Here is a 19,869-nt window from a genome sequence, read left to right on the forward strand (position 1 = left end):
TACCTACTTGGCCCACACCTCAACTTAGCCCCAGACCGCCGATTACTGGCCAGGCCTCAAAACATGCACCACTCCCGCGCCAGCGGGTTCGTACTCGTCCCACTTGAAGACATTGCAGATTATCGATCCAGAACAGTGAAGCATGCGCAAAGCGAGGCAGGCTTTCCAGATCGACCGCTGCCCACCAAGAAGTCACGCCCAACATTAGACAGTTGAAGGGCGTGTGCGTAAACGCGTGTTCGGTCAGCGCGCAAGCCTTCAAGCACCACTCTCAATGATACCGCCGCAGCAGCCCCGCCAGCTTGCCTTGCACTTCCACTTCGTCGGGCGCGTAGAACTGGGGGTTGTAGGCGGCGTTGGCTGGGTCGAGGCGGATGCGGCCTTTTTCGTGGTGGAGGTACTTGAGGGTCGCTTCCTCGCCGCGCACCAGGGCGACGACGATTTCGCCGTCGCGGGCGGTGTTGGTGCGGCGCACGAGGGCGTAGTCGCCGTCGAGGATGCCGGCGTCGACCATCGAATCGCCCGACACTTCCAGCGCATAGTGCTCGCCAGAACCGAGCAGGGCGGCGGGCACGGGCAGCATGGCCGAGCCTTCCAGTGCCTCGATCGGCGCGCCGGCGGCGATGCGGCCGTGGAGCGGGATTTCGATCACGTCGTTCGCGGCCACTGGCGCCGGACGCGGGGTGGTGGACGCAGGGGCGGCGGGGCGCGGCGCGGGATTGCGCGCGGCGGCCTTGGTTGCGAGGCTTTCCGGCTCGCGGATCACTTCGAGGGCGCGAGCGCGGTTGGGCAGGCGGTGGATGAAGCCGCGTTCTTCCAACGCGGAGATCAGGCGGTGCACGCCAGACTTGGACTTGAGGTCGAGCGCTTCCTTCATTTCTTCAAACGAAGGGGAAATGCCGGAATCATCAAGGCGCGTCTGGATGAACGAGAGCAGTTCGTGCTGCTTGCGCGTGAGCATCCGCAAGTCTCCTATGGCGAACGAATGCGGAACGAATAAGCAACCAAACCGAACCCGTCAAGCAAATCCGCCAAATTCGAGCAGATAGATCGGCACCTTGCTCCCTTCTGGTTGCATCGCCGCGCCGGCCTCGCGCTGCACCAGGCAATTGGCGCGGGCAATGGGGGCGATCGCGCCGGAATCCTGCAACGGATCGAGCGTGACGGAAACGCCATCCCAATGGCCGCGCAGGAATTCGGTGCGCCCGCCACCGGCCGGCATCGGCTGGGCCAGTGGCATGTGCAGCGGGCTGGGCAGCGGCTGGGCGGCGCCCAGCGCGGCGCGCAGCAGGGGCAGCATGAACAGGTGCGCGGTGACATAGGCCGAGGCCGGGTTGCCCGGCAGGCCCAGTATCACCTGCGGCGCGGCGCGGCCCTTGGCGCTGCGTTGCCCCACCAGCAGCGGCTTGCCCGGCTTGATCGCCACGCGCCAGAAATCGATGCGCGCGCCCACTGCCTCCAGTGCCGGGCGAACCAGATCGTGATCACCGACCGAGGCGCCGCCGCTGGTGACCACGATATCAGCCTCGCGCGCGCTATCGAGCGCGGCGGCCAGGGCATCGAGCCGATCGGGTACCGGGCCGATGCGCTGCACGTCTACCGGCAGGGCGGCGGCCATGGCGGCGAGCATCGGGCCATTGCTGGCCGGGATCTGGTGGCTTTGCAGGGCGTGGCCGGCGCTGGCCAGTTCGTCGCCGCTGTCGATCACCGCCAGGCGCAGGCGGCGGCAGACCGGCACGTGGCCATGCCCGGCGGCGATGGCCAGCGCGATCTGCGCCGCGCCCAGCCGCGTGCCGGTGGGCAGCAGGGGGTCTTGCGCGGCAAAATCCATGCCCGCCGGGCGGATATGGCGCGAGGGTGGTTGCGGCGGCGTGCCGGTGATGGCGAGCGCGGCGCCATCGCGCGCGCAGTCTTCCTGCAGCAACACGCAATCGGCGCCTGCGGGCATCGCCGCGCCCGTGCTGATCCGCACGGCTTGGCCGGGCGCTATCGTGCCGGGATAGGGATGGCCAGCGGCGCTTTCGCCCACCACGGTCCATGGGCCGGGCAGATCGGCGCTGCGCAGGGCATAGCCATCCATCGCCGAAAGCGCGGTGGCCGGCTGTGTGCGCGCGGCGACGAGCGGCGCGGCGAGATAGTGACCCAGCGCCTCTGCCGTGGCGCGATGGTCGATCGGCAGGCGTGGGGCGAGGGCGATGAGCCGGGCCTGGGCCTGTTCGAGCGGCAGGGGCGGCTGGCGCGGCGGGGCATTCATGGCGCGGACCAATCGCCCGATTTGCCGCCGCGCTTGGCGACCAGGCGCACGGCCTCGATCACCATGCCCTTGTCCACGGCCTTGGCCATGTCGTAGATTGTCAACAATGCCACGCAAGCGGCTGTCATTGCTTCCATTTCTACGCCGGTCTTGGCGGTGAGAGAGGCAGTGGCAGTGCATTCCACCCCGCCGTCGACAAAGCCGAATTCCACCGCCACGGCATCGAGCGAAAGCGGGTGGCACAGCGGGATCAGCTCGCCAGTTTTCTTGGCGGCCATGATCCCGGCAATGCGGGCGGTGGCCAGGACATCGCCCTTGGGCACGGTGCCGTCGCGGATCGCGGCCAGTGCCGTGGCCGACATGCGGATCATGCCCCGCGCCACGGCCACGCGCTGGGTGGCGGGCTTGGCGCCGACATCGACCATGCGCGCATGGCCCTGGGCATCGAGGTGGGTAAGCTCTGTCATCCCCCGCTCATGCCATGCGCAGGGAAAGGCGCAAGCCCTGTTCATCGGCCAGCGGCTGTGGCGGGGGGAGGCCGGCGCGGCGATATTCAAGGGCAATGCCGGCAAGGTTCTGTGCGCGGCCGACATGGCGCAGCCGCACGCGCGAAAATGAAACGAGGCTGTCTCGATAAGCGGCAAGGCAATCGGCCGTGGCGGCATGGGCGGCGGTGCGGCCGGCGACCTGGTCGATCACGAAGGCGGAATCGCCGCACAGCACCACGTCTGTTTCGCCCAGTCGGCGGGCCAGGTCCATCGCGCCGAGCAGGGCCAGCCATTCGGCGCGGTTGCTGTCACCCAGGCCGCAATCGTGGACAATCCAGGTGCGGCCGCCGGTGACGACGGCGATTTCCATGCGGCCGGGGTTGGGCCGGCAGCCGCCATCGAACCACAGCTTGCGCGGTGCGGGCGGCGGCAAGCTGGGGTCAGCCCTGCAGCAGCGCCTGGGTGGCGGCGGCCACGTCGGCCTCGCGCATCAGGCTTTCACCCACCAGGAACGTGCGCGCGCCGCAGGCGGACAGGCGAACGAGATCGGCGTGGGTGTTGATGCCGCTTTCGGCCACCAGCAGCGTGCCAGCGGGCGCCAGCGGGGCCAGGCGCTCGGTATTGGAGATGTCGGTGACGAAGCGCTTGAGATCGCGGTTGTTCACCCCGATCAGGCGGGAATGCAGGCGCGCGGCGCGCTCCATCTCGGCCTCGTCATGCACTTCGACCAGCACGTCCATGCCGTGCTCGCGCGCGGCGGCTTCGATCTCGGCCATCTGGGCATCCTCGAGCGCGGCCACGATGATCAGGATGGCATCGGCGCCAATCGCGCGGGCTTCGGCCACCTGCCAGGGATCGACCATGAAATCCTTGCGCAGTACCGGCAGCGCACAGGCAGCGCGGGCGGCGACGAGATAGTCTTCATGGCCCTGGAAATAGGGCGCGTCGGTCAGGATCGAAAGGCACGCGGCGCCGCCGGCTTCATAGGCGCGAGCATGGTCAGCCGGCTGAAAATCGGCGCGGATCAGGCCCTTGGAGGGGCTGGCTTTCTTGATTTCGGCAATCAGGGCAAAACCGCTGGCAGCGCAGGCACGCAGGGCCGCCTCAAACCCGCGTGGCGCGGTTTGCGTGGCGGCGCGGGCGGCCAGGTCAGCGAGCGACGTAGTGGCCTTGCGCTGGGCCACTTCGGCGCGCTTGGTGTTGCAGATTTCGGTAAGCTTGTCGGTCATGTGCACAGAGCCTTACTTGAGCGCGTCGATCCAGCAACGCAGCAGGCCAAGGGCCAGGCCCTTGTCGATGGTTTCGGCAGCTTCTTCAACGCCTTCGTGCCAGTCGGTGACATCCCCGGCGACCATCAGCGCGGCCGCGGCGTTGAACAGCACGGCATCGCGATAGGGGCCGGGCTGGCCATCGAGCAGCGCCTGGAGCGCAGCGGCGTTATAGGCAGCGTCGCCGCCGCGAATGGCATCCACCGGTGCGGTGGCCAGGCCAGCGTCGCCCGGCGCGATGCGGTGCATGAGGATCGCGCCACCATGCACGTCGGCCACTTCATTGCCGCCGGCCAGGCTCAATTCGTCGAGCCCTTCATCCCCCGAAACCACGAACGAGCGCGCCGTGCCAAGCCGCGCCAGGGCATCGGCATAGATCGGCACATAGGCGGGGCGGGCAATGCCGACGAGCTGGCGCTGCACCCCGGCGGGATTGGCCAGCGGGCCCATCAGGTTGAAGATCGTGCGGCGGCCAATGGCGCGGCGGATCGGCATGATCCGGCCCATGGCAGGGTGGTGCTTGCCGGCGAACAGGAAGCAGATGCCAAGGTCTGCCAGCGTTTCCTCGGCCGTTTCGACCGCGCGATCGAGGTTGAGGCCCAGCGCCTCCAGCGTATCGGCAGCGCCGGCCTTGGAACTGGCGGCGCGGTTGCCATGCTTGGCCACTGGCACGCCGCAGGCGGCAACAACCAGGCTTACCGCGGTGGACACGTTCAAGGTGTGGTGCCCGTCGCCACCGGTGCCGCAGACGTCGATGGCGTTTTCGGGCGCAGCAATGCTGATCATGCGCGCGCGCATGGCCTGGGCCGCGCCGGCAATTTCGCTGGCGCTTTCGCCGCGATCGGACAGCGCGACGAGGAAGGCGATGGTCGCATCGTCTGCCACCTGGCCATCGAGGATCGCGGCAAAGGCAGCTTCGGCTTCATCCTGATCGAGCGGGATTTCCCCGACCCGGGGCAGCACGGTCATGCCGGCATCCGTGCAGCGATCCCGCACAGTGCCAGGAAATTGGCGATCATGGCGTGGCCATGCTCGGTCGCGATGCTTTCCGGGTGGAACTGCACGCCGTGGATCGGCAGGCTGGCGTGGCGAAAGCCCATGGTGTGGCCATCATCCGACCGCGCGTTGACGATCAGGCATTCGGGCACGTCTTCCACCACCAGCGAGTGATAGCGCGTTGCGGTAAAGGGCGAAGGCAGGCCGGCGAACACGCCGGTGCCATCGTGGGTGACGGGCGAGGTCTTGCCGTGCATCAGGCCGCCGCGCACGACCTTGCCGCCGAAATACTGGCCGATGGATTGGTGTCCCAGGCACACGCCGAGCAGCGGCATGCCCGCTTGCGCTGCCGCGCCGACGAGATCGAGGCTGACGCCCGCTTCGTTGGGAGTGCAGGGGCCGGGCGAGAGCAGGAAGCCCTTGGCGCCCGAAGCCAGCGCTTCGGCAGCGGTCAGCGCGTCGTTGCGCACCACGTTCACTTCCGCGCCCAGTTCCATCAGGTAGTGGACGAGGTTCCAGGTGAAGCTGTCGTAATTGTCGATGACGAGGATCATGGTCTAATACCTATTGCCCGAACGCCGGCTCTGCCGCTACGCGGATGGCCTCGCGCGCGGCGGCAAACAGGGCGCCAGACTTGTGTTCGCATTCGCGCTGTTCGGCGGCCGGGTCGCTGTCGGCCACGATGCCGGCACCGGCCTGGACGTGCATCACGCCATCCTTGAGCACGGCGGTGCGCAGGACGATGCAGCTATCGACCGAGCCATCGGGCGCGAAATAGCCGACCCCGCCGGCATAGGCGCCGCGCGTTTCGGGTTCGAGTTCGGCAATGATCTCGCACGCGCGCACCTTGGGCGCGCCGCTCACGGTGCCGGCGGGGAAGCCGGCGAGCAGGGCATCGACCGAATCCGCCCGCTTGGCATCAAGCTGGCCGACCACGTTGGAGACGATGTGCATCACGTGGCTATAGCGTTCGATCGTATAGCTTTCGGTGACCTTGACCGTGCCAGCGGCGGCGACGCGGCCGACGTCGTTGCGGCCCAGATCGAGCAGCATGAGATGCTCGGCGCGTTCCTTGGGATCGGCCAGCAGGCTTTCCTCGTTGGCGCGGTCTTCCGCCGGGGTGGCGCCGCGCGGGCGGGTGCCGGCGATCGGGCGGATGGTCACTTCGCCATCGCGGATGCGCACCAGGATTTCCGGGCTCGATCCGATCAGGGCAAAGCCGGGCAGATCGAGGAAATAGAGGAACGGCGAGGGGTTGATCCGCCGCAGCGCGCGATAGAGCGCCATGGGCGGCAAGGGGAACGGCGCGGTAAAGCGCTGCGCCAGCACCACCTGGAAGATATCGCCGGCGGTGATGTAGTCGCGCGCGCGGGCCACCATCTGGCCATAGCGTTCGGGCGCCATCTGCGGCTCGCGCACCAGATCGATGGTTTCGGGCAGGCGCGGATCTGCGGGCAGGGGGCCATGCAGGCGCGCCAGCGTGGCATCGATGCGATCAGTCGCACGCTCGACCAAGGCCTGCGGTGTGCCGCCCTCAGCCCAGACCGGGGCAACGGCGGTGAGTTCATCGGTCAGGCGATCGAACACCAGGAGCACGGTCGGCCGCACGAACAGCATGTCGGGCAGTTCGAGCGCGCTTTGTTCGGCACGGGGCAGCTTTTCCACCAGGCCGATGGTTTCATAGCCGAAATAGCCGACCAGGCAGGCCAGCGTCGGCGGCAGGCCTTCGGGCACGTCGATCCGGCAGCGTTCGACCAGTGCGCGCAGTTCCGCCAGGCTGTTGCCGGGAAGCGCAGCGAAGGCAGCGCGATCGGTCTGCCAGGCGGCATTGATCTGCGCGGTTTCACCCGTGGCGCGGAATACCAGATCGGGATCGAGCCCGACCAGGCTGTAGCGGCCACGCACTTCGCCACCCTGGACCGATTCCAGCAGGAAATCGCCGCGTTCCGGCTCGAACAGCTTGCGCGCGGCGCTGACCGGGGTTTCGCTGTCGGCAATCAGCTTGCGCCAGACCAGCGCGGGCTTTCCGGCCGCCAGCGCGGCAAGGGCCGCCGCGCTGTTTTCGGGCTGGGCGCCGGTTGGCGCAGGACGCGACAGGATCGTGGTCATGGTCTTACTGGTTACCGACAAGCTTGGTATTGAGCGCACGCAGCGCGGTTTCGTTGCGGGTCACACCCACCTGGTTGCGGATTGCGGTGCGCAGTTCCTCGGCCACTTCGCGGCCCATATCGAGGCCGAACTGCTTGCCAGCCTGCGCCAGGAACGGATCGCCCGCGGGGATGACGCCGGGCGTCACCGTCTTGAGCGAAACCACGTAGAAGCCGGCATTGCCCGGTGCGGCGAGCGGCTTGGCCGTGCCCTTGGACATGGCGAACAGCAGCACCAGCGGCGGGGGCAGCTGGCGGCCGCTTTGCTGCATGGCCGCAAGCTGTTCGCGCGTGATCGCCACCGGCTGCGCGGGCGGCAGAGTCACGCCCAGACCCTTGAGCGCGTCGGCCAGCGAAGCACCCTTGGCCATCGCGGCGAGCACCTTGGCCGAGGCATCCTTGGCCTTGGCGGCGCCCTGTTCGGTGGCATAGTCGCGCGTGACCTGGTCCTTGATCTGGTCAAGCGGCGCGGGGGCGGCAGGCATGATCTGGCCCACGTCGAAGATCGCGATGCGCTTGCCATCGGCGAGCGGCGCAACCTGGCCTTCGCCTTCATGCTCCAGCGCAAAGGCGCCTTGCAGCAGGGCGGCAACATCGGCCGGGGCCTTTTGCCCAGGCTGGCCGAACACGCTGCCATCGGCAGTGAGGGCGGGGGTGGTGGTCAGCGTCACGCCCTGGGCCTTGGCCACATCAGCGAGGCCGGTGTGGTTTTCGAACTGCTCTTCCAGGCGGGAAGACAGATCGAGCAGCGCAGCGTGGCGCTTTTCGGTGGTCAGTTCCGCCACCAGGTCGGGGCGGGCCTGTTCCAGCGTCTTGCCCGGCTTCTTGACGATGGCATCGACGCGAATGACGTGCCAGCCAAGTCCGCTCTTGGCCGGCGTTGCCACCTTGCCCTGGGCGGCGGCGAAGACGGCATCGGCCACGGCGGCAGAGCTTTGCGCGGCGAGCTTGTCACGCGTGAGATCGGCGATCTTGCTGGCGGCGAGGCCCTTGGCACGGGCAGCGGCCTCGATGCTGGTGCCGGCAGAAACCTGCGCGGCCAGAGCCTGGGCGGCCTGCTCGGTCGGCACCACCACCTGGGTTACCGTGCGGGTTTCGCTGGGCGCATAGACATCGGCCTTGGCCTTATAACGCGCGGCAATGTCAGCGTCGCTGGGAGCGGGCACGTTGGCCAGGCTCGCTTCGTCGATCACGGCATAGCGCACGGTGCGGCGCTCGGGCTGCTGATAGCGGGCGGCGTTGGCCTTGTAATAGGTGGCCAGCACGGCATCGCTCGGCTTGTCCTTGCCGGCAAAGGCGATGCTGGGCAGGAAGGCGATGTCGCCCTCGCGCTTTTCCTTGAGCATCGCGGCATAGCGCGCCACGGCCGAGGCGGGCATGGCGGCGCCTGGCGCGACTGGCGAAAGCACCTGGCGGGCGATCAGGCTCTGCGTGATCGACTTGCGCACGGCGGCATCGGTCATCCCGCGCTGGGCGAGGAACGCGCGATAGACCGCGTCGCTGAACTTGCCATCGGGGCCCTGGAACGCGGGCTGCTTGGCGATTTCGCTGTCGACCAGACGATCGCTGACGCCCATGCCGTTCTTGGCGGCCCATTCCTGCATCGCGGCACGATCAGCCAGGCCGGAGAGGGCATCGTTCATCACGCCCTGGGCCAGGAACTGGCGCATCGTCAGCGTCGGGTTCTGCTCGCGCTCCTGCTCGAACGCGGTGGTGATGGTCTTGCCCAACTCGTCCACGCCAACCTTGGCATGGCCAACCTTGGCTGCTGCCTCACCGTCCGAAGATTGGCCGACACGCAGGCCGCTCACGTCGGCGCCGGCAAAGGCCAGGGCAAGAAGACCGATGAACACCAGGGCGAAAAGCGCGCCGATGCGGGAATGGATCAGTTTACGAAACAGCGAGAGCATGGGATGCGATCAAATCCGCCTGATGACTTGGATTGGCCTGCCTTAGGAGGCTTGGACCGATCCCGCAATGCCTCTGGCAGGGCACATGCCGCCCAAGCACTTCATCGCGGGGGCCTTGCGCTGGCGGGGCAATTGCAGGCAAGGGGGTTGGCACGGAATCGGGCCTGACAACGCGCCACCGCATAACAATCGGCGCGGCAATCCCGATTTTCGGCGGGGCACACAGAACGAGGGATCAAAGCCAGCCATGGCGCAACGACCATATATCGTCGGCAACTGGAAGATGAACGGCAGCCGGGCCATGCTGGCCGAGGCGCGCGCGATCGACCGCGCTGCTGCCCGCCATCCGCAGGTGGATATCGCCCTGGCGCCGCCGTTCCCGCTGATCGGCCTGCTGCGCGAGGCCGTGACCGGCATCGGCGTGGGCGGGCAGGATTGCCATACCGAGGCCAAGGGCGCTCATACCGGTGATGTTTCGGCCGCCATGCTGGCCGATATCGGTGCCGATTTCGTGATCCTGGGCCACAGCGAGCGCCGCCGCGATCATGGCGAGAGCAATGCGCTGGTGCGCGCCAAGGCCGATGCCGCGCTGGCGGCCGGGCTGGGCGTGATCATCTGCGTGGGCGAAACGCTGGAAGAGCGTGACGCCGGCCGCGCCGAAGATGTGGTGGCGAGCCAGGTCGACCATTCCCTGCCGCAGGGCGAAGCGGCACTAGAAGCCGTCGCCGGTGGCAAGCTGGCCGTTGCCTATGAACCGGTATGGGCGATCGGCACCGGCCGTGTGGCGGATGTCGAGGATGTGATTGCCATGCACGCCGCAGTGCGGGCGCGGCTTCATGCCGCCTATGACGAAGCCGGCGCACGCCCGCGCATCCTCTATGGCGGGTCCGTCAATGCCGGCAACGCCGCTGCATTGCTGGCTGCGCCCGAGGTGGGCGGGGCGCTGGTTGGCGGGGCAAGCCTGACGGCCGATGCCTTCCTGCCGATCGTGGCGGCCGCTGGCGCCGGCGAAGGCTGAGCGCAAAATTCGGCCCCTTGCGCAAGGGCGCCCGGCGCCCTAAGTGCGCCGCAACAGTTTCAGGCGGAACCTCATGTCGCTCTTTATCTTCCTCACCGTTATCCAGGCGCTGGTGGCTGCCGCCCTGGTTGGCGTGATTCTCATTCAAAAGTCCGAAGGCGGCGGCCTGGGCGTGGGCGGCAGCCCGGCCGGCTTCATGTCGGCACGCGGCGCGGCCGATTTTCTCACGCGCGTTACCTCGATTCTGGCGGTTCTGTTCGTCGGGCTGAGCATCGTGCTGGCGGCCATGGCCGTCAACGCCGGTGGCAGCCGCACGCTCGACACTTCGCTCCAGCGCACGGCCGACCCGCTGGCCGGCCAGGCCCAGCAGCCGGTTGCGCCCGCTGCCCCGGCGGCTGATCCTTCGGCGGCAGCCCCTGCTGCGCCGGCCGATCCGCTTGGTGGTGCCGCCAAGCAGTAACCCTATGCAAGCATGAAACCAGGCGTTCCCCGCCCCGCAGGCGGGGGCGCCGGTTTTGTTTTTGCGGTCCCTTTCGTGATGCCTGCGCGTGCCCGCAACGGGCATGCGTGGTATTGCGGTTCGCTTTGCGCCTGTGGATTGCCACGCTGTTCGGCGTCGGTTCTGCTTGCGCTCCCCTCCCTTCTGACGCTAAGGCCCAACTCCCATGGCGCGGTACATTTTTATCACCGGCGGCGTGGTCTCCTCGCTCGGCAAAGGTCTCATGGCGGCAAGCCTCGCGGCGCTGCTTCAGGCACGTGGCTATCGAGTGCGGATCCGCAAGTTCGATCCCTATCTCAACGTCGATCCGGGCACGATGAGCCCGTATCAGCACGGCGAAGTCTTCGTCACCGACGACGGCGCAGAGACCGACCTTGACCTTGGCCACTACGAGCGTTTCACCGGCGTTTCGGCCCGTCAGGCCGATAACATCACCTCGGGCCGGATCTATCGCGACATCATCGCCAAGGAACGCCGTGGCGATTACCTGGGCGCAACCGTGCAGGTGATCCCGCACGTGACCGACGCGATCAAGGACTTTGCCCAGGCGGAAACCGAAGACCTCGATTTCGTGCTGTGCGAAATCGGCGGCACGGTGGGCGATATCGAAGGCCTGCCGTTCATCGAGGCGCTGCGCCAGCTGCATAACGAGCTGGACCGCGACCAGACCTGCTTCGTCCACGTGACGCTCGTGCCCTATATCGCGGCCGCTGGCGAGCTGAAGACCAAGCCGACCCAGCACTCCGTGCGCGAACTGACCGGCCTTGGCATCCAGCCGGATATCCTGCTGTGCCGCTGTGAAAAGCCGCTGCCCGATGGCGAGCGCGCCAAGATCGCGCAGTTCTGCAACGTGCGCAAATCGGCAGTGATTCCGGCGCTTGACGCCAGCAGCATCTATGCCGTGCCGTTGCAGTATCACGCCGAGGGCCTCGACGCCGAAGTGCTGCGCCATTTCGGCATGACGGCACCGCAGCCGGACCTGGCGGTGTGGGACGATATCGTCGATCGCTATCAGAACCCGGAAGGCGAAGTGACGATCGGCGTGGTCGGCAAGTATGTCGGCCTGCAGGACGCCTACAAGTCGCTCAACGAGGCGCTGGCCCACGGCGGCATGGCCAACCGCGTCAAGGTCAACGTGCGCTGGATCGATGCCGAACTGTTCGAGCGCGAAGACAGCGAGATTGCCGCGCACCTTGAACCCATGCATGGCATCCTGGTGCCCGGCGGCTTTGGCGAGCGTGGCTCGGAAGGCAAGATCGCCAGCGTGCGCTTTGCCCGCGAGCGCGACGTGCCGTTCTTCGGCATCTGCCTGGGCATGCAGATGGCCTGCATCGAGGGCGCGCGCAACACCGCCGGCATCGCCGAGGCGTCTTCCACCGAGTTCGGCCCGACCAAGGAGCCGGTGGTGGGCATCATCACCGAATGGATGACCGCCGAAGGCCTGGAAAAGCGCGAAGCCGGTGGCGATCTGGGCGGCACCATGCGCCTGGGCGCCTATGAAGCGCACTTGGCCGGCAACAGCCATGTGTCGAGCATCTATGACGCCACCACGATCAGCGAGCGCCATCGCCACCGCTATGAAGTGAACGTCGCCTATCGCGATGCGCTGGAGCAGGGCGGCCTGCGCTTTTCGGGCATGTCGCCCGATGGCCTGCTGCCCGAAATCGTCGAGCGTCCCGATCATCCGTTCTTCATCGGCGTGCAGTTCCACCCCGAACTCAAGAGCCGCCCGTTCGATCCGCACCCGCTGTTCAAGAGCTTTATCGCTGCTGCAGTGAAGCAGGCGCGGCTGGTTTGATTTTCTAGTTTCGTTTCAGGCGTCCACCACCCCCTGGCCCCCTCCTCTAAAGAGGCGGGGAGCAAACGGGAAAAGCCCCATCCTCTTTAGAGGAGGGGGTTGGGGGTGGTGCGAAGCCTTGCACAAACCCAAACTCACGCAAAAAGGGGCGCTGGCCGTATTGGCCAGCGCCCCTTCGCGTTTCCTCAGGTCAATGGATCAGGCGGCCGCGCTGGCGTCGCCACCTTCCACCACCGACAGGGCCTTCTGGTTGCCGATCATCACCTTCTTGGGCTTCATCGCCTCGGGCACTTCGCGCACCAGGTCGATGGTCAGCAGACCATCGGCGAGGTCGGCCGCGCTCACCCGCACGAAATCGGCGAGTTCGAAGCGGCGTTCGAAGCTGCGGTTGGCAATGCCCAGATGCAGGTACTGCTTGTCGGTCAGATCGGCCTTGCTGCCCTTGACCACCAGCAGGTTCTGCTGCGCGGTGATATCGAGGTCTTCCGGCTTGAAACCGGCCACGGCCAGCGTGATGCGATAGGCATCCTCACCCTGGCGCTCGATGTTGAAGGGCGGATAGTTATCGCCAGCATTGGCGCGGGCCTGGCGTTCGAGCAGGTCGAACAGGCGATCGAAACCCACGGTGGTGCGGCGATAGGGGGTGAAATCAAAACGGTTCATGGCAATATCCTCAATCAGAGCAATCTGCACATGCCCCTGCCCGGGAAACTCCGGCGCTGGGGCGGGTTTAACATGGCGTGCCCGTCTTGCGGCGCACGTCACAAACGACCATGTGTGGGCTGCACCGCGCATTTCAAGGCCCCCGGTTTCACCAATTTCATCGGAGCGAACATGACTCAGTCCCCAAGCCCCAAGGTCGAAATCTATACCAAGTGGGGTTGCCCCTATTGCGTGCGCGCCAAGGCCCTGCTCGATGAAAAGGGCGTGAGCTATGAAGAATATGACGTGACCATGGGCGGCCCCAAGCGCGCCGAAATGGTCGAGCGGGCACCCGGTGCTGCCACCGTGCCGCAGATTTTCGTCAATGATCAGGCACTGGGCGGCAGCGACGATCTCCAGGCGCTCGACCGCGCCGGCAAGCTCGACGCGCTGCTCGGCCTGGCCTGACCTTGGGCATGAACGCGCCCGTGCGCGTGGCGCTGTTGCAGATGACCAGCGGCATCGATCCGCTGGTCAATGCCGCGACCATTGCCGATGCCGCCGCCAGCGCCGCCGGGGAAGGGGCCGCCATGCTGTTCACCCCGGAAATGGCCGGGCTGATCGATCGCGATCGCGCCCGCGCGACGCCGCATATCGTGGCCGAAGCGGCCAATCCGGTACTGGCTGCCGCGCAAGAGGCGGCGGCACGCCACGGCATATGGGTGCATCTGGGCTCGCTCGCGATCCGGCCGGATCAGCCGGCAGAGGGCGGCGACGCACGCTGGGCCAACCGCGCCTTCGTGATCGACGGCGCCGGCCAGATCGCGGCCCGCTATGACAAGATGCACATGTTCGACGTGGACTTGGCCACGGGCGAAACCTGGCGCGAATCGGCCGCCTATCGCCCTGGCGAGGCGGTGGTCACGGTCGAAACGCCGGTCGGCCGCCTGGGTCTGGCGATCTGTTATGACATCCGCTTTCCGGCCTTGTTCGAGGCATTGGGCCAGGCGCGCTGCGATTGCATCGCCATCCCCGCCGCCTTCACCGTGCCCACGGGTGCCGCGCACTGGCACCTGATGCAGCGCGCGCGCGCGGTGGAGGCCAGCGCCTTCGTGATCAGCGCAGCGCAGACCGGCCGGCATGAAGACGGGCGCGAAACCTATGGCCACAGCCTGGTGGTCGATCCCTGGGGCGATGTACTGCTCGACATGGGCGGCAATACCGGCCTGGGTCTTGCGGAAATCGACCTGGGGCGCCTGGCTGCGGTGCGCCAGCAACTGCCCAGTCTTGCCAACAAGCGCCCCGTGCCCATATCGCGCGCACCATGATTGTCTTCGATCTGCAATGCACCGGCGGCCAGCACCGTTTCGAAGGGTGGTTCGCCTCGTCGGCCGATTATGCGCGCCAGCAGGAGCGCGGCTTGGTCACCTGCCCGATGTGTGGCAGCGGCGAGGTGATCAAGGCGGTGATGGCCCCGGCCGTGGGGCGCAAGGGCAACCAGGCGCCGGCCTTGCCCGTGCCAAGCCCGGCGGACGCTGCACCCGCCGCGCCCGCCGCTGCGGCGCCAGCCAAGCCGTCCCCGCCAGCAAAGCTGCCGCCAGAGGCCGTGGCGATGTTGCGCGCCGTGGCCCTGGCCCAAGCGGAGGCAATCAAATCATCGACCTGGGTTGGCGATTCCTTTGCCGACGATGCCCGCGCCATGCACTATGGCGACAAGGACGCGACGCCGATCCACGGCCAGGCAACGGCGGAAGAAGCGCGGGAATTGCTGGACGAAGGCATTGCCGTGGCGCCGCTGCTGATCCCCGTGGTGCCGCCGGGCGAAGCGAACTGACCACGGGCCTGGCCCGTGCGGGCAGGGCTGCGCAAACGCACATTGCCTTGCCGCAGCCACGCCCCTAAGAGAGGCGCGGGCGCCCGTAGCTCAGCAGGATAGAGCACCAGATTCCTAATCTGGGGGCCATGGGTTCGAATCCCGTCGGGCGCACCAACACCGGGCCGGTCCTGCCAAGGGCCGGCTTTTTTGCAATCGCGATCAGCGTGGGCTGCCGATGCCCTTGCGGCCGAATACAGGGCGCGGTGTTGCCGGTTGGGCGGCGTTGTCCTCGATCGGCGGTGGCGGCGCGCTGGCGCGCTGGGCCAGATGGCGCGCGATGATGGCGTCGGGATCGAAATCGGATTTGGCTGGCAAGTCTTCCAGGCCGGGCGCAGCGGTGGCGCGCGGCCGCGTTTGCGCCGGTTGCATCAGGCGGCGCAGCGAAATCAGGCCGCCCAGCGCCGATGCGGCGGCAAGGGCCCAGACGCCGATGACCGCGGATTGTCCCACCCCAAACGCCCCGGCATCCGGGCCGGCATCCTGCAATTGCCAGGCGCTGACGCCCCACAGGATGGCCGAGCCGAACGCGCCGATCATGCGCAGGGCGTGGCCGGTGTTGCGGCCGGTTTTGACGAGTGTCTTGAACATGCGCCGGCACTTCCCCCGCAGCCGTCAGGCTGATCACGGTGTGTGGTGTACGCCGGCAATCGTGCAGGAAAGGTTGCCGTGCGCCGCCTAAAGCCGCTTTTGCAGAAAGAACCGGCTTTGCCCGCGCGGATGGTCATCAAGCTGGCCGAACACGGCATAGCCGAGCTTTTCATAGAAGCGCGGCGCCTGGAATGCATAAGTATCGAGCCAGATGCCGACGCAGCCCTGCGCCCGGGCATGCGCTTCGGCCTGGTGCATCAAGGCTTCGCCATGGCCTTGGCCACGGTGCGCATCAGGCACGGCGAGCAGCTCGATGAACAGCCAGTCGTAGGAAATCTTGCCCCACAGGCCGCCGACTTCGACGCCGTCGGCATCGGTCAGCATCAGGGCGAGGGACGACAGGCCCGGATCACCCCCTTCGCGCACGTTGTACACGCGCAGCGGCGCCAGGATCGCTTCGCGCTGGGCAGGGGTCGGTTCGGCGGCATGGACAATCGTCAGCGACATGGCCGCGGCTCATGGCGTCTAACCACGAAGGTGACAATCACAAAGCGGTTGAAACGCTCAGCACGTTGCCGGTGTGACCGCGGGCGCCGGGTTGTAGATCTGCGTCAGATCGCGATCGTCACGAACATACATCGCCGCGTCCTTGCGGATAACGGTGGTTTTGAACACCGTGCCGAAAAACAAGGGTTGGTAGTTGTAGGCCACTTCGACGTACATCATCGCATAAGGGCTTTCGACCGTGATGGGGGTGGGCTGCCCCATGCCGGCAAAGCTGGTGCCGGTGCTGCCCGTGCCCTGGACGCCATAGCGCGAGACGTACTTGTTGCTGCCCCAGCAACGCTGCCAGTGAATCCATTGGCCGCCCGAGCTGTTGGTTTCCAGGCTGGAGAGGATCACCCGGCCGTTGACGGGAAAATTGAGGTCTTCCACCGAAAGCGCGGCGCCCGTGAATACCTGGTTCACGTCAAATTCGCGAAACATCGGCGCGCCGCCCACCACCGACTGCTTGGCGCGTGAAGCGTTGTCGGCCACCGAAATGGCCAACTGGTTGAGCCGGACATGCAGGATGCCCAGGTTTACCATTTCCATCGAGCCCAGGGCCATGACCATGACGAACGGCAGGCTGACGCCCAGTTCGACGACGGTAACCGCGCTGGTATTGCGCGCGAGACGGCGCAGGAGCGGGAAGAGAGAGCGACGCTTCAGCATATCTGGGTCACCGTACGAACGGTCTGCGTGGCAAAGGGCTGGTTGCGCAAGATCGTGCTGGCGCTCGCCGTCATGTTGGTTGGCAGGCCAAGCATGCTGGAAAAGCCGAACAGCGCGGTATAGTTCACCGTGACGGTATAGAGCACGACGTCGTTTGCGCCGCCCAGCCCGGTCTTGCCCATATCGGCATCCCAGACCCCGTTGCCATTGGCATCGTTGAAGCATTCGCCCTGATCGTATTGCCCGTTCTTGTTGGAATCGGTGAAGACTTCGGGCTGACCGACGTTGGTGAAATCGGTATAGTTGCGGCGCGAGAACGATACCGTGGCCCATGGCACGACATGCTGGATGCGCGTGGTGACCTCGCTGTCGATGGTGGTGGTCGAGGTTTGCGCGCTTTGCAGCGAGGAATCGCGCCCGGCGGCGTTGATCGTGCCGGTCAACACGGCCTGCACATAATAGGCCAGGCCCAACTCCAGCAACACGGCCATGATCAGCAGCATGACCGGCGCAGCCAGCGCAAATTCCAGTGCGGTCACGCCCCGGGCATCGCGCCGCAGCCGGCGGACCATCTGGCGAAGCGCGAGGCCGGTCATTTGTTGAGCCGCAGGTTGGCCACCTGGCCGGCGATGTACTGGAAGGTGGTGGTCAGCGCCGTGGTATTGGATGCGTAATAGGCGCGGTTGGCCGTGGCGCAGGCCTGCATCTGGGTTGTCAGGGTCTGGCCAAAGCCGATGACCCAGATGGTATAGCCCATGTTCTTGGCCAGGGTGCACGCCGCCAGGAAGCGGTTGTTGTGATAGTTGACGAGGCTGGAGGCCGAGGTGGAGGTGGGCGCATCGCGGCCATCGTATTGCGTCACGCCCCACGCCGTATAGTTGGCGGGATAGTTTTCCATGGTGCCGTCGGTCATGAAGATGATGTGGCGGCTGACCGAGGGCAGATTGCCGGCATTGACGTTGCTGGCAAAAATCCCGTTGGGATTGCCCAGGCGCGCGCCCCACAGCATGCCGATGTCGTGATAGGTACCGCCGTTGGCGTAGAGGCTGTTGACGTAATTGTTCAGCCAAGTCGGCACGGTTTGCGGCGCCGTGGTATCCACCGTGGTGAACGGCAGCATCGACTGCGGGCAGTAGCCTGTCTGGTTGGACATGTCGGTGGTCGTGTTGAGCGGCATGGAATAGCCGTTGAGATAGAACTCGAGGCTTTCCAGATAGGGCTTCCAGCTGGTGGCGTCGTTGGTCGGCGCGCTCGTCACGTCCATGTCGTAGGCGCCGCTGGGAATGGGCGACATCGACAGCTGCGGCACCGTGTTGCGCTCTTCGATGCAGCCGCTCCAGGTATAGCTGGTGGTAGTTACATTGCCCACCGTGCCGGTGGCAGTGGTGCCGGTGGCGAGGTCGCGGATGGTGTAGTAGGGATTGGTGCTGGATGGCTTGGTCGTGACGTAGGACGCGCTGGATGCGTTGTTGCCGTTATAGAGCGTTACGCCCGTCGCCAGCGGGACCGATCCAAACCCCTTGAACGCGGTGACGTCCATGGTCGTTTGGGCATAGCGATAGCTGATCGCGGGATATCGCGTCTGCTTGTTCACGGTGATCGGCGTGGTGCTGAATTGCACCAGCTGGGTGATATAGGGCGAACTGTTGACGAAATAGCTGCTGGGCATCGCGCCCGACGTCAGCAGCCCTTTGGCGTTGACCGTCATGGAATAGGGTACGAAGCCGAAGCGCACGCGGGTGTTGACCTTGTCGACCACCGCACCCGCCACCGTGGTATAAAACGAGCGGATCGCGTTCTGCAGGCCGACGATCTTGGAATCCGAACCGCTATAGCAATTGCCGCCCGACACATTGCAGGCCATCGACCCGGTCGTATCGAGCACGAACATGACGTCGGCATTGGCCATCTGCAATTCAGCGCTGCACTCCACGGTCATCGGCAGGCTGGAATAGTTGAACAGCTTCATCAGCGTGGTCGGCATCGTGGTGCTGGCCGTGCCGCTGACGTGGCCGGTGGTATCGGCGCTGGTGGTGAAAACCGCGGCAGAGCTTTCAGTGCGGTTTTCGTTGATGTTGAAGTTGAACATCTTGTTGGCCTTGGCCTGTTCGGCCGCGCCATAGACGCCCGAAGCCGCCATCGCCTTGCGTCCGGCGAGCACGCCTGCGTCGCAGGCGTCCTGAAGGCTGGTCTTGGTGAGATACGCGCGCGACATGTCCATGCCCAGGCCTGCCAGCGTGATCATCGTGAATGCCGTCAGCGTCATGATCGCCAGGGCATTGCCAGCCCGGTCCTTGGCCAAGCGGCCCATGAAGCCGCGGGCAGGGCCCTGCGCGCGGTGCTGGCCGCGGCTGCCGCGATAGGCCTTCAAGCGCTGACGCAACCAACCCAAAAGCATGATCGAAACCTGAACCTTCCCGTTGCCGTGGCGCTGTCACGCACCACACCCCGGCGGCGATCATGCATCGGCAAGTGCTGCCGACCGGTTAATGTCTCGCGAAATTTTCCAACGCATTGCTACGCAGCGGCAGGCATCGTGCTGGAAGGGCAGGGTCTGCCGTGGTTAACGGGGGCAGGTGTGAGGGCGGAAGGGCCATCGCCGGACGCCGCGAAATTCTGCGGTTTTTCCGTCGCGATGCGCTTGCATTGACTGGCCAAATGTGATTCTTCTTGACGCTATGAAGCGGCGTCGCCCCAACCTCAAACTGCCTCGCAACAGCGTGACCGAGTCGCTGGCGCTGATCGCGTTGCTGCTGATCGGCGCCTGGGCCGTGGCGGGGCCGAGCGGGCTCTTGGCGTGGAGCGAAAATGCCCACACGCTGGAGCAGCGGCAAAAGGAAGTGGCGCAGCTTTCGGCAGAGCGTGATCGCCTGCAAAACCGGGTCAATCTGCTCGATCCCAAGCATGCCGATCCTGATCTGGTGGGCGAACTCCTGCGCGCCGATCTCAATGTGGCCCATCCCGATGAACTGGTTATCCCTCGGCAGGAAGCCGTGACGAACCAATAACTTCGTGCTGCTCGAACGAGGCACGTGCGATCGTTTGGAATAGGGTGGAACCTCTGCGCCGTCCCGGCGTTGCGCGGGTATGAATGCACCAGAGGGGCCACGCGATCCCGCGTCCGGCGTTGCGCCGTCCGATTCAGCCGTTCGTCTCGGCAGCGAGGAAGG

Annotated in this window: 22 protein-coding genes and 1 tRNA gene; 8 read left to right on the forward strand and 15 right to left on the reverse strand. The window is 66.1% G+C overall.

What is annotated here, in order from left to right; translation table 11 throughout:
* Positions 1 to 271: 271 nt before the first annotated feature.
* From lexA to ABIC78_RS05385, 9 genes are read right to left on the reverse strand one after another with little or no spacing between them, the layout of a single operon-like run.
* The gene (gene lexA, locus ABIC78_RS05345; protein WP_354488146.1) at positions 272 to 961 is read right to left on the reverse strand and encodes a transcriptional repressor LexA; all 690 of its coding nucleotides are present in this window, start codon (positions 959 to 961) and stop codon (positions 272 to 274) included.
* Between the two features lie 57 nt (positions 962 to 1,018).
* Complete coding sequence (locus tag ABIC78_RS05350; RefSeq protein ID WP_354488148.1) at positions 1,019 to 2,254, reverse strand: molybdopterin molybdotransferase MoeA; 1,236 nt, start codon at positions 2,252 to 2,254, stop codon at positions 1,019 to 1,021.
* Positions 2,251 to 2,721, reverse strand: a complete 471-nt coding sequence (gene moaC / locus ABIC78_RS05355; protein ID WP_043608145.1) for a cyclic pyranopterin monophosphate synthase MoaC — start codon at positions 2,719 to 2,721, stop codon at positions 2,251 to 2,253. Before moaC ends, ABIC78_RS05350 begins: the two co-directional genes overlap by 4 nt.
* Positions 2,722 to 2,728: 7 nt before the next feature.
* Complete coding sequence (locus ABIC78_RS05360; protein WP_354488150.1) at positions 2,729 to 3,175, reverse strand: reverse transcriptase-like protein; 447 nt, start codon at positions 3,173 to 3,175, stop codon at positions 2,729 to 2,731.
* Between the two features lie 7 nt (positions 3,176 to 3,182).
* The gene (gene trpC, locus ABIC78_RS05365; RefSeq protein WP_354488152.1) at positions 3,183 to 3,971 is read right to left on the reverse strand and encodes an indole-3-glycerol phosphate synthase TrpC; all 789 of its coding nucleotides are present in this window, start codon (positions 3,969 to 3,971) and stop codon (positions 3,183 to 3,185) included.
* A 12-nt stretch (positions 3,972 to 3,983) separates the two neighbouring features.
* Complete coding sequence (gene trpD / locus ABIC78_RS05370; protein ID WP_354488154.1) at positions 3,984 to 4,979, reverse strand: anthranilate phosphoribosyltransferase; 996 nt, start codon at positions 4,977 to 4,979, stop codon at positions 3,984 to 3,986.
* Positions 4,976 to 5,560: an anthranilate synthase component II gene (locus ABIC78_RS05375; protein WP_054130993.1), complete on the reverse strand. Its 585-nt coding sequence runs from the start codon at positions 5,558 to 5,560 to the stop codon at positions 4,976 to 4,978. Before ABIC78_RS05375 ends, trpD begins: the two co-directional genes overlap by 4 nt.
* Positions 5,561 to 5,570: 10 nt before the next feature.
* On the reverse strand, positions 5,571 to 7,115 hold the full coding sequence (trpE, locus tag ABIC78_RS05380; RefSeq protein ID WP_354488156.1) for an anthranilate synthase component I: 1,545 nt from the start codon (positions 7,113 to 7,115) through the stop codon (positions 5,571 to 5,573).
* 4 nt (positions 7,116 to 7,119) lie between these two features.
* On the reverse strand, positions 7,120 to 9,063 hold the full coding sequence (locus ABIC78_RS05385; RefSeq protein WP_354488158.1) for a peptidylprolyl isomerase: 1,944 nt from the start codon (positions 9,061 to 9,063) through the stop codon (positions 7,120 to 7,122).
* Positions 9,064 to 9,310: 247 nt separating this feature from the next.
* Between ABIC78_RS05385 and tpiA the strand changes: the two genes are divergently transcribed.
* From tpiA to pyrG, 3 genes are all read left to right on the forward strand, one after another.
* Positions 9,311 to 10,081: a triose-phosphate isomerase gene (gene tpiA / locus ABIC78_RS05390; RefSeq protein WP_062782424.1), complete on the forward strand. Its 771-nt coding sequence runs from the start codon at positions 9,311 to 9,313 to the stop codon at positions 10,079 to 10,081.
* 73 nt (positions 10,082 to 10,154) lie between these two features.
* Complete coding sequence (gene secG, locus ABIC78_RS05395; protein WP_022675537.1) at positions 10,155 to 10,541, forward strand: preprotein translocase subunit SecG; 387 nt, start codon at positions 10,155 to 10,157, stop codon at positions 10,539 to 10,541.
* A 205-nt stretch (positions 10,542 to 10,746) separates the two neighbouring features.
* Positions 10,747 to 12,378 (forward strand): CTP synthase, encoded by a 1,632-nt coding sequence (pyrG, locus tag ABIC78_RS05400; protein ID WP_022675538.1) that lies wholly within the window; start codon positions 10,747 to 10,749, stop codon positions 12,376 to 12,378.
* Between the two features lie 198 nt (positions 12,379 to 12,576).
* Here pyrG and ABIC78_RS05405 read toward each other — a convergent pair whose 3' ends face one another.
* On the reverse strand, positions 12,577 to 13,041 hold the full coding sequence (locus ABIC78_RS05405; RefSeq protein WP_354488162.1) for an Hsp20 family protein: 465 nt from the start codon (positions 13,039 to 13,041) through the stop codon (positions 12,577 to 12,579).
* Positions 13,042 to 13,212: 171 nt separating this feature from the next.
* On the opposite strand from ABIC78_RS05405, the gene grxC reads away from it, so the two are divergent.
* The 4 genes from grxC (at position 13,213) to ABIC78_RS05425 (ending at position 15,010) form a co-directional block, all read left to right on the forward strand.
* Positions 13,213 to 13,488 (forward strand): glutaredoxin 3, encoded by a 276-nt coding sequence (grxC, locus tag ABIC78_RS05410; protein ID WP_171792427.1) that lies wholly within the window; start codon positions 13,213 to 13,215, stop codon positions 13,486 to 13,488.
* Between the two features lie 8 nt (positions 13,489 to 13,496).
* Entirely contained in the window at positions 13,497 to 14,348 is an 852-nt protein-coding gene (locus tag ABIC78_RS05415) for a carbon-nitrogen hydrolase family protein (RefSeq protein WP_354488164.1), read from the forward strand.
* On the forward strand, positions 14,345 to 14,854 hold the full coding sequence (locus tag ABIC78_RS05420) for a DUF1178 family protein (RefSeq protein ID WP_354488166.1): 510 nt from the start codon (positions 14,345 to 14,347) through the stop codon (positions 14,852 to 14,854). Before ABIC78_RS05415 ends, ABIC78_RS05420 begins: the two co-directional genes overlap by 4 nt.
* Positions 14,855 to 14,933: 79 nt before the next feature.
* Positions 14,934 to 15,010: transfer RNA gene (locus ABIC78_RS05425), tRNA-Arg, on the forward strand.
* A gap of 45 nt (positions 15,011 to 15,055) precedes the next feature.
* On the opposite strand, the gene ABIC78_RS05430 is transcribed toward ABIC78_RS05425, so the two are convergent.
* The 5 genes from ABIC78_RS05430 to ABIC78_RS05450 all read right to left on the reverse strand — a co-directional run bounded on the left by ABIC78_RS05430 (position 15,056) and on the right by ABIC78_RS05450 (position 19,097).
* Positions 15,056 to 15,484: a hypothetical protein gene (locus ABIC78_RS05430; protein WP_354488168.1), complete on the reverse strand. Its 429-nt coding sequence runs from the start codon at positions 15,482 to 15,484 to the stop codon at positions 15,056 to 15,058.
* An 87-nt stretch (positions 15,485 to 15,571) separates the two neighbouring features.
* Positions 15,572 to 15,991 carry a GNAT family N-acetyltransferase gene (locus ABIC78_RS05435; RefSeq protein ID WP_022675544.1) on the reverse strand — a complete coding sequence of 140 codons (420 nt, stop codon included), beginning with the start codon at positions 15,989 to 15,991 and terminating at the stop codon, positions 15,572 to 15,574.
* Positions 15,992 to 16,048: 57 nt separating this feature from the next.
* Positions 16,049 to 16,699 carry a TadE/TadG family type IV pilus assembly protein gene (locus ABIC78_RS05440; protein ID WP_022675545.1) on the reverse strand — a complete coding sequence of 217 codons (651 nt, stop codon included), beginning with the start codon at positions 16,697 to 16,699 and terminating at the stop codon, positions 16,049 to 16,051.
* Positions 16,693 to 17,295, reverse strand: coding sequence for a TadE/TadG family type IV pilus assembly protein (locus tag ABIC78_RS05445; RefSeq protein ID WP_054131000.1), 603 nt, complete (start codon positions 17,293 to 17,295; stop codon positions 16,693 to 16,695). Before ABIC78_RS05445 ends, ABIC78_RS05440 begins: the two co-directional genes overlap by 7 nt.
* On the reverse strand, positions 17,292 to 19,097 hold the full coding sequence (locus ABIC78_RS05450) for a TadE/TadG family type IV pilus assembly protein (RefSeq protein WP_354488171.1): 1,806 nt from the start codon (positions 19,095 to 19,097) through the stop codon (positions 17,292 to 17,294). Before ABIC78_RS05450 ends, ABIC78_RS05445 begins: the two co-directional genes overlap by 4 nt.
* Positions 19,098 to 19,377: 280 nt before the next feature.
* Here ABIC78_RS05450 and ABIC78_RS05455 point away from each other — a divergent pair, with 280 nt between their 5' ends.
* Positions 19,378 to 19,707 carry an FtsB family cell division protein gene (locus tag ABIC78_RS05455; protein WP_043608143.1) on the forward strand — a complete coding sequence of 110 codons (330 nt, stop codon included), beginning with the start codon at positions 19,378 to 19,380 and terminating at the stop codon, positions 19,705 to 19,707.
* Positions 19,708 to 19,869: the final 162 nt, after the last annotated feature.

The organism is Novosphingobium sp. 1529 (assembly GCF_040544855.1).
Lineage (GTDB): Bacteria > Pseudomonadota > Alphaproteobacteria > Sphingomonadales > Sphingomonadaceae > Novosphingobium > Novosphingobium capsulatum.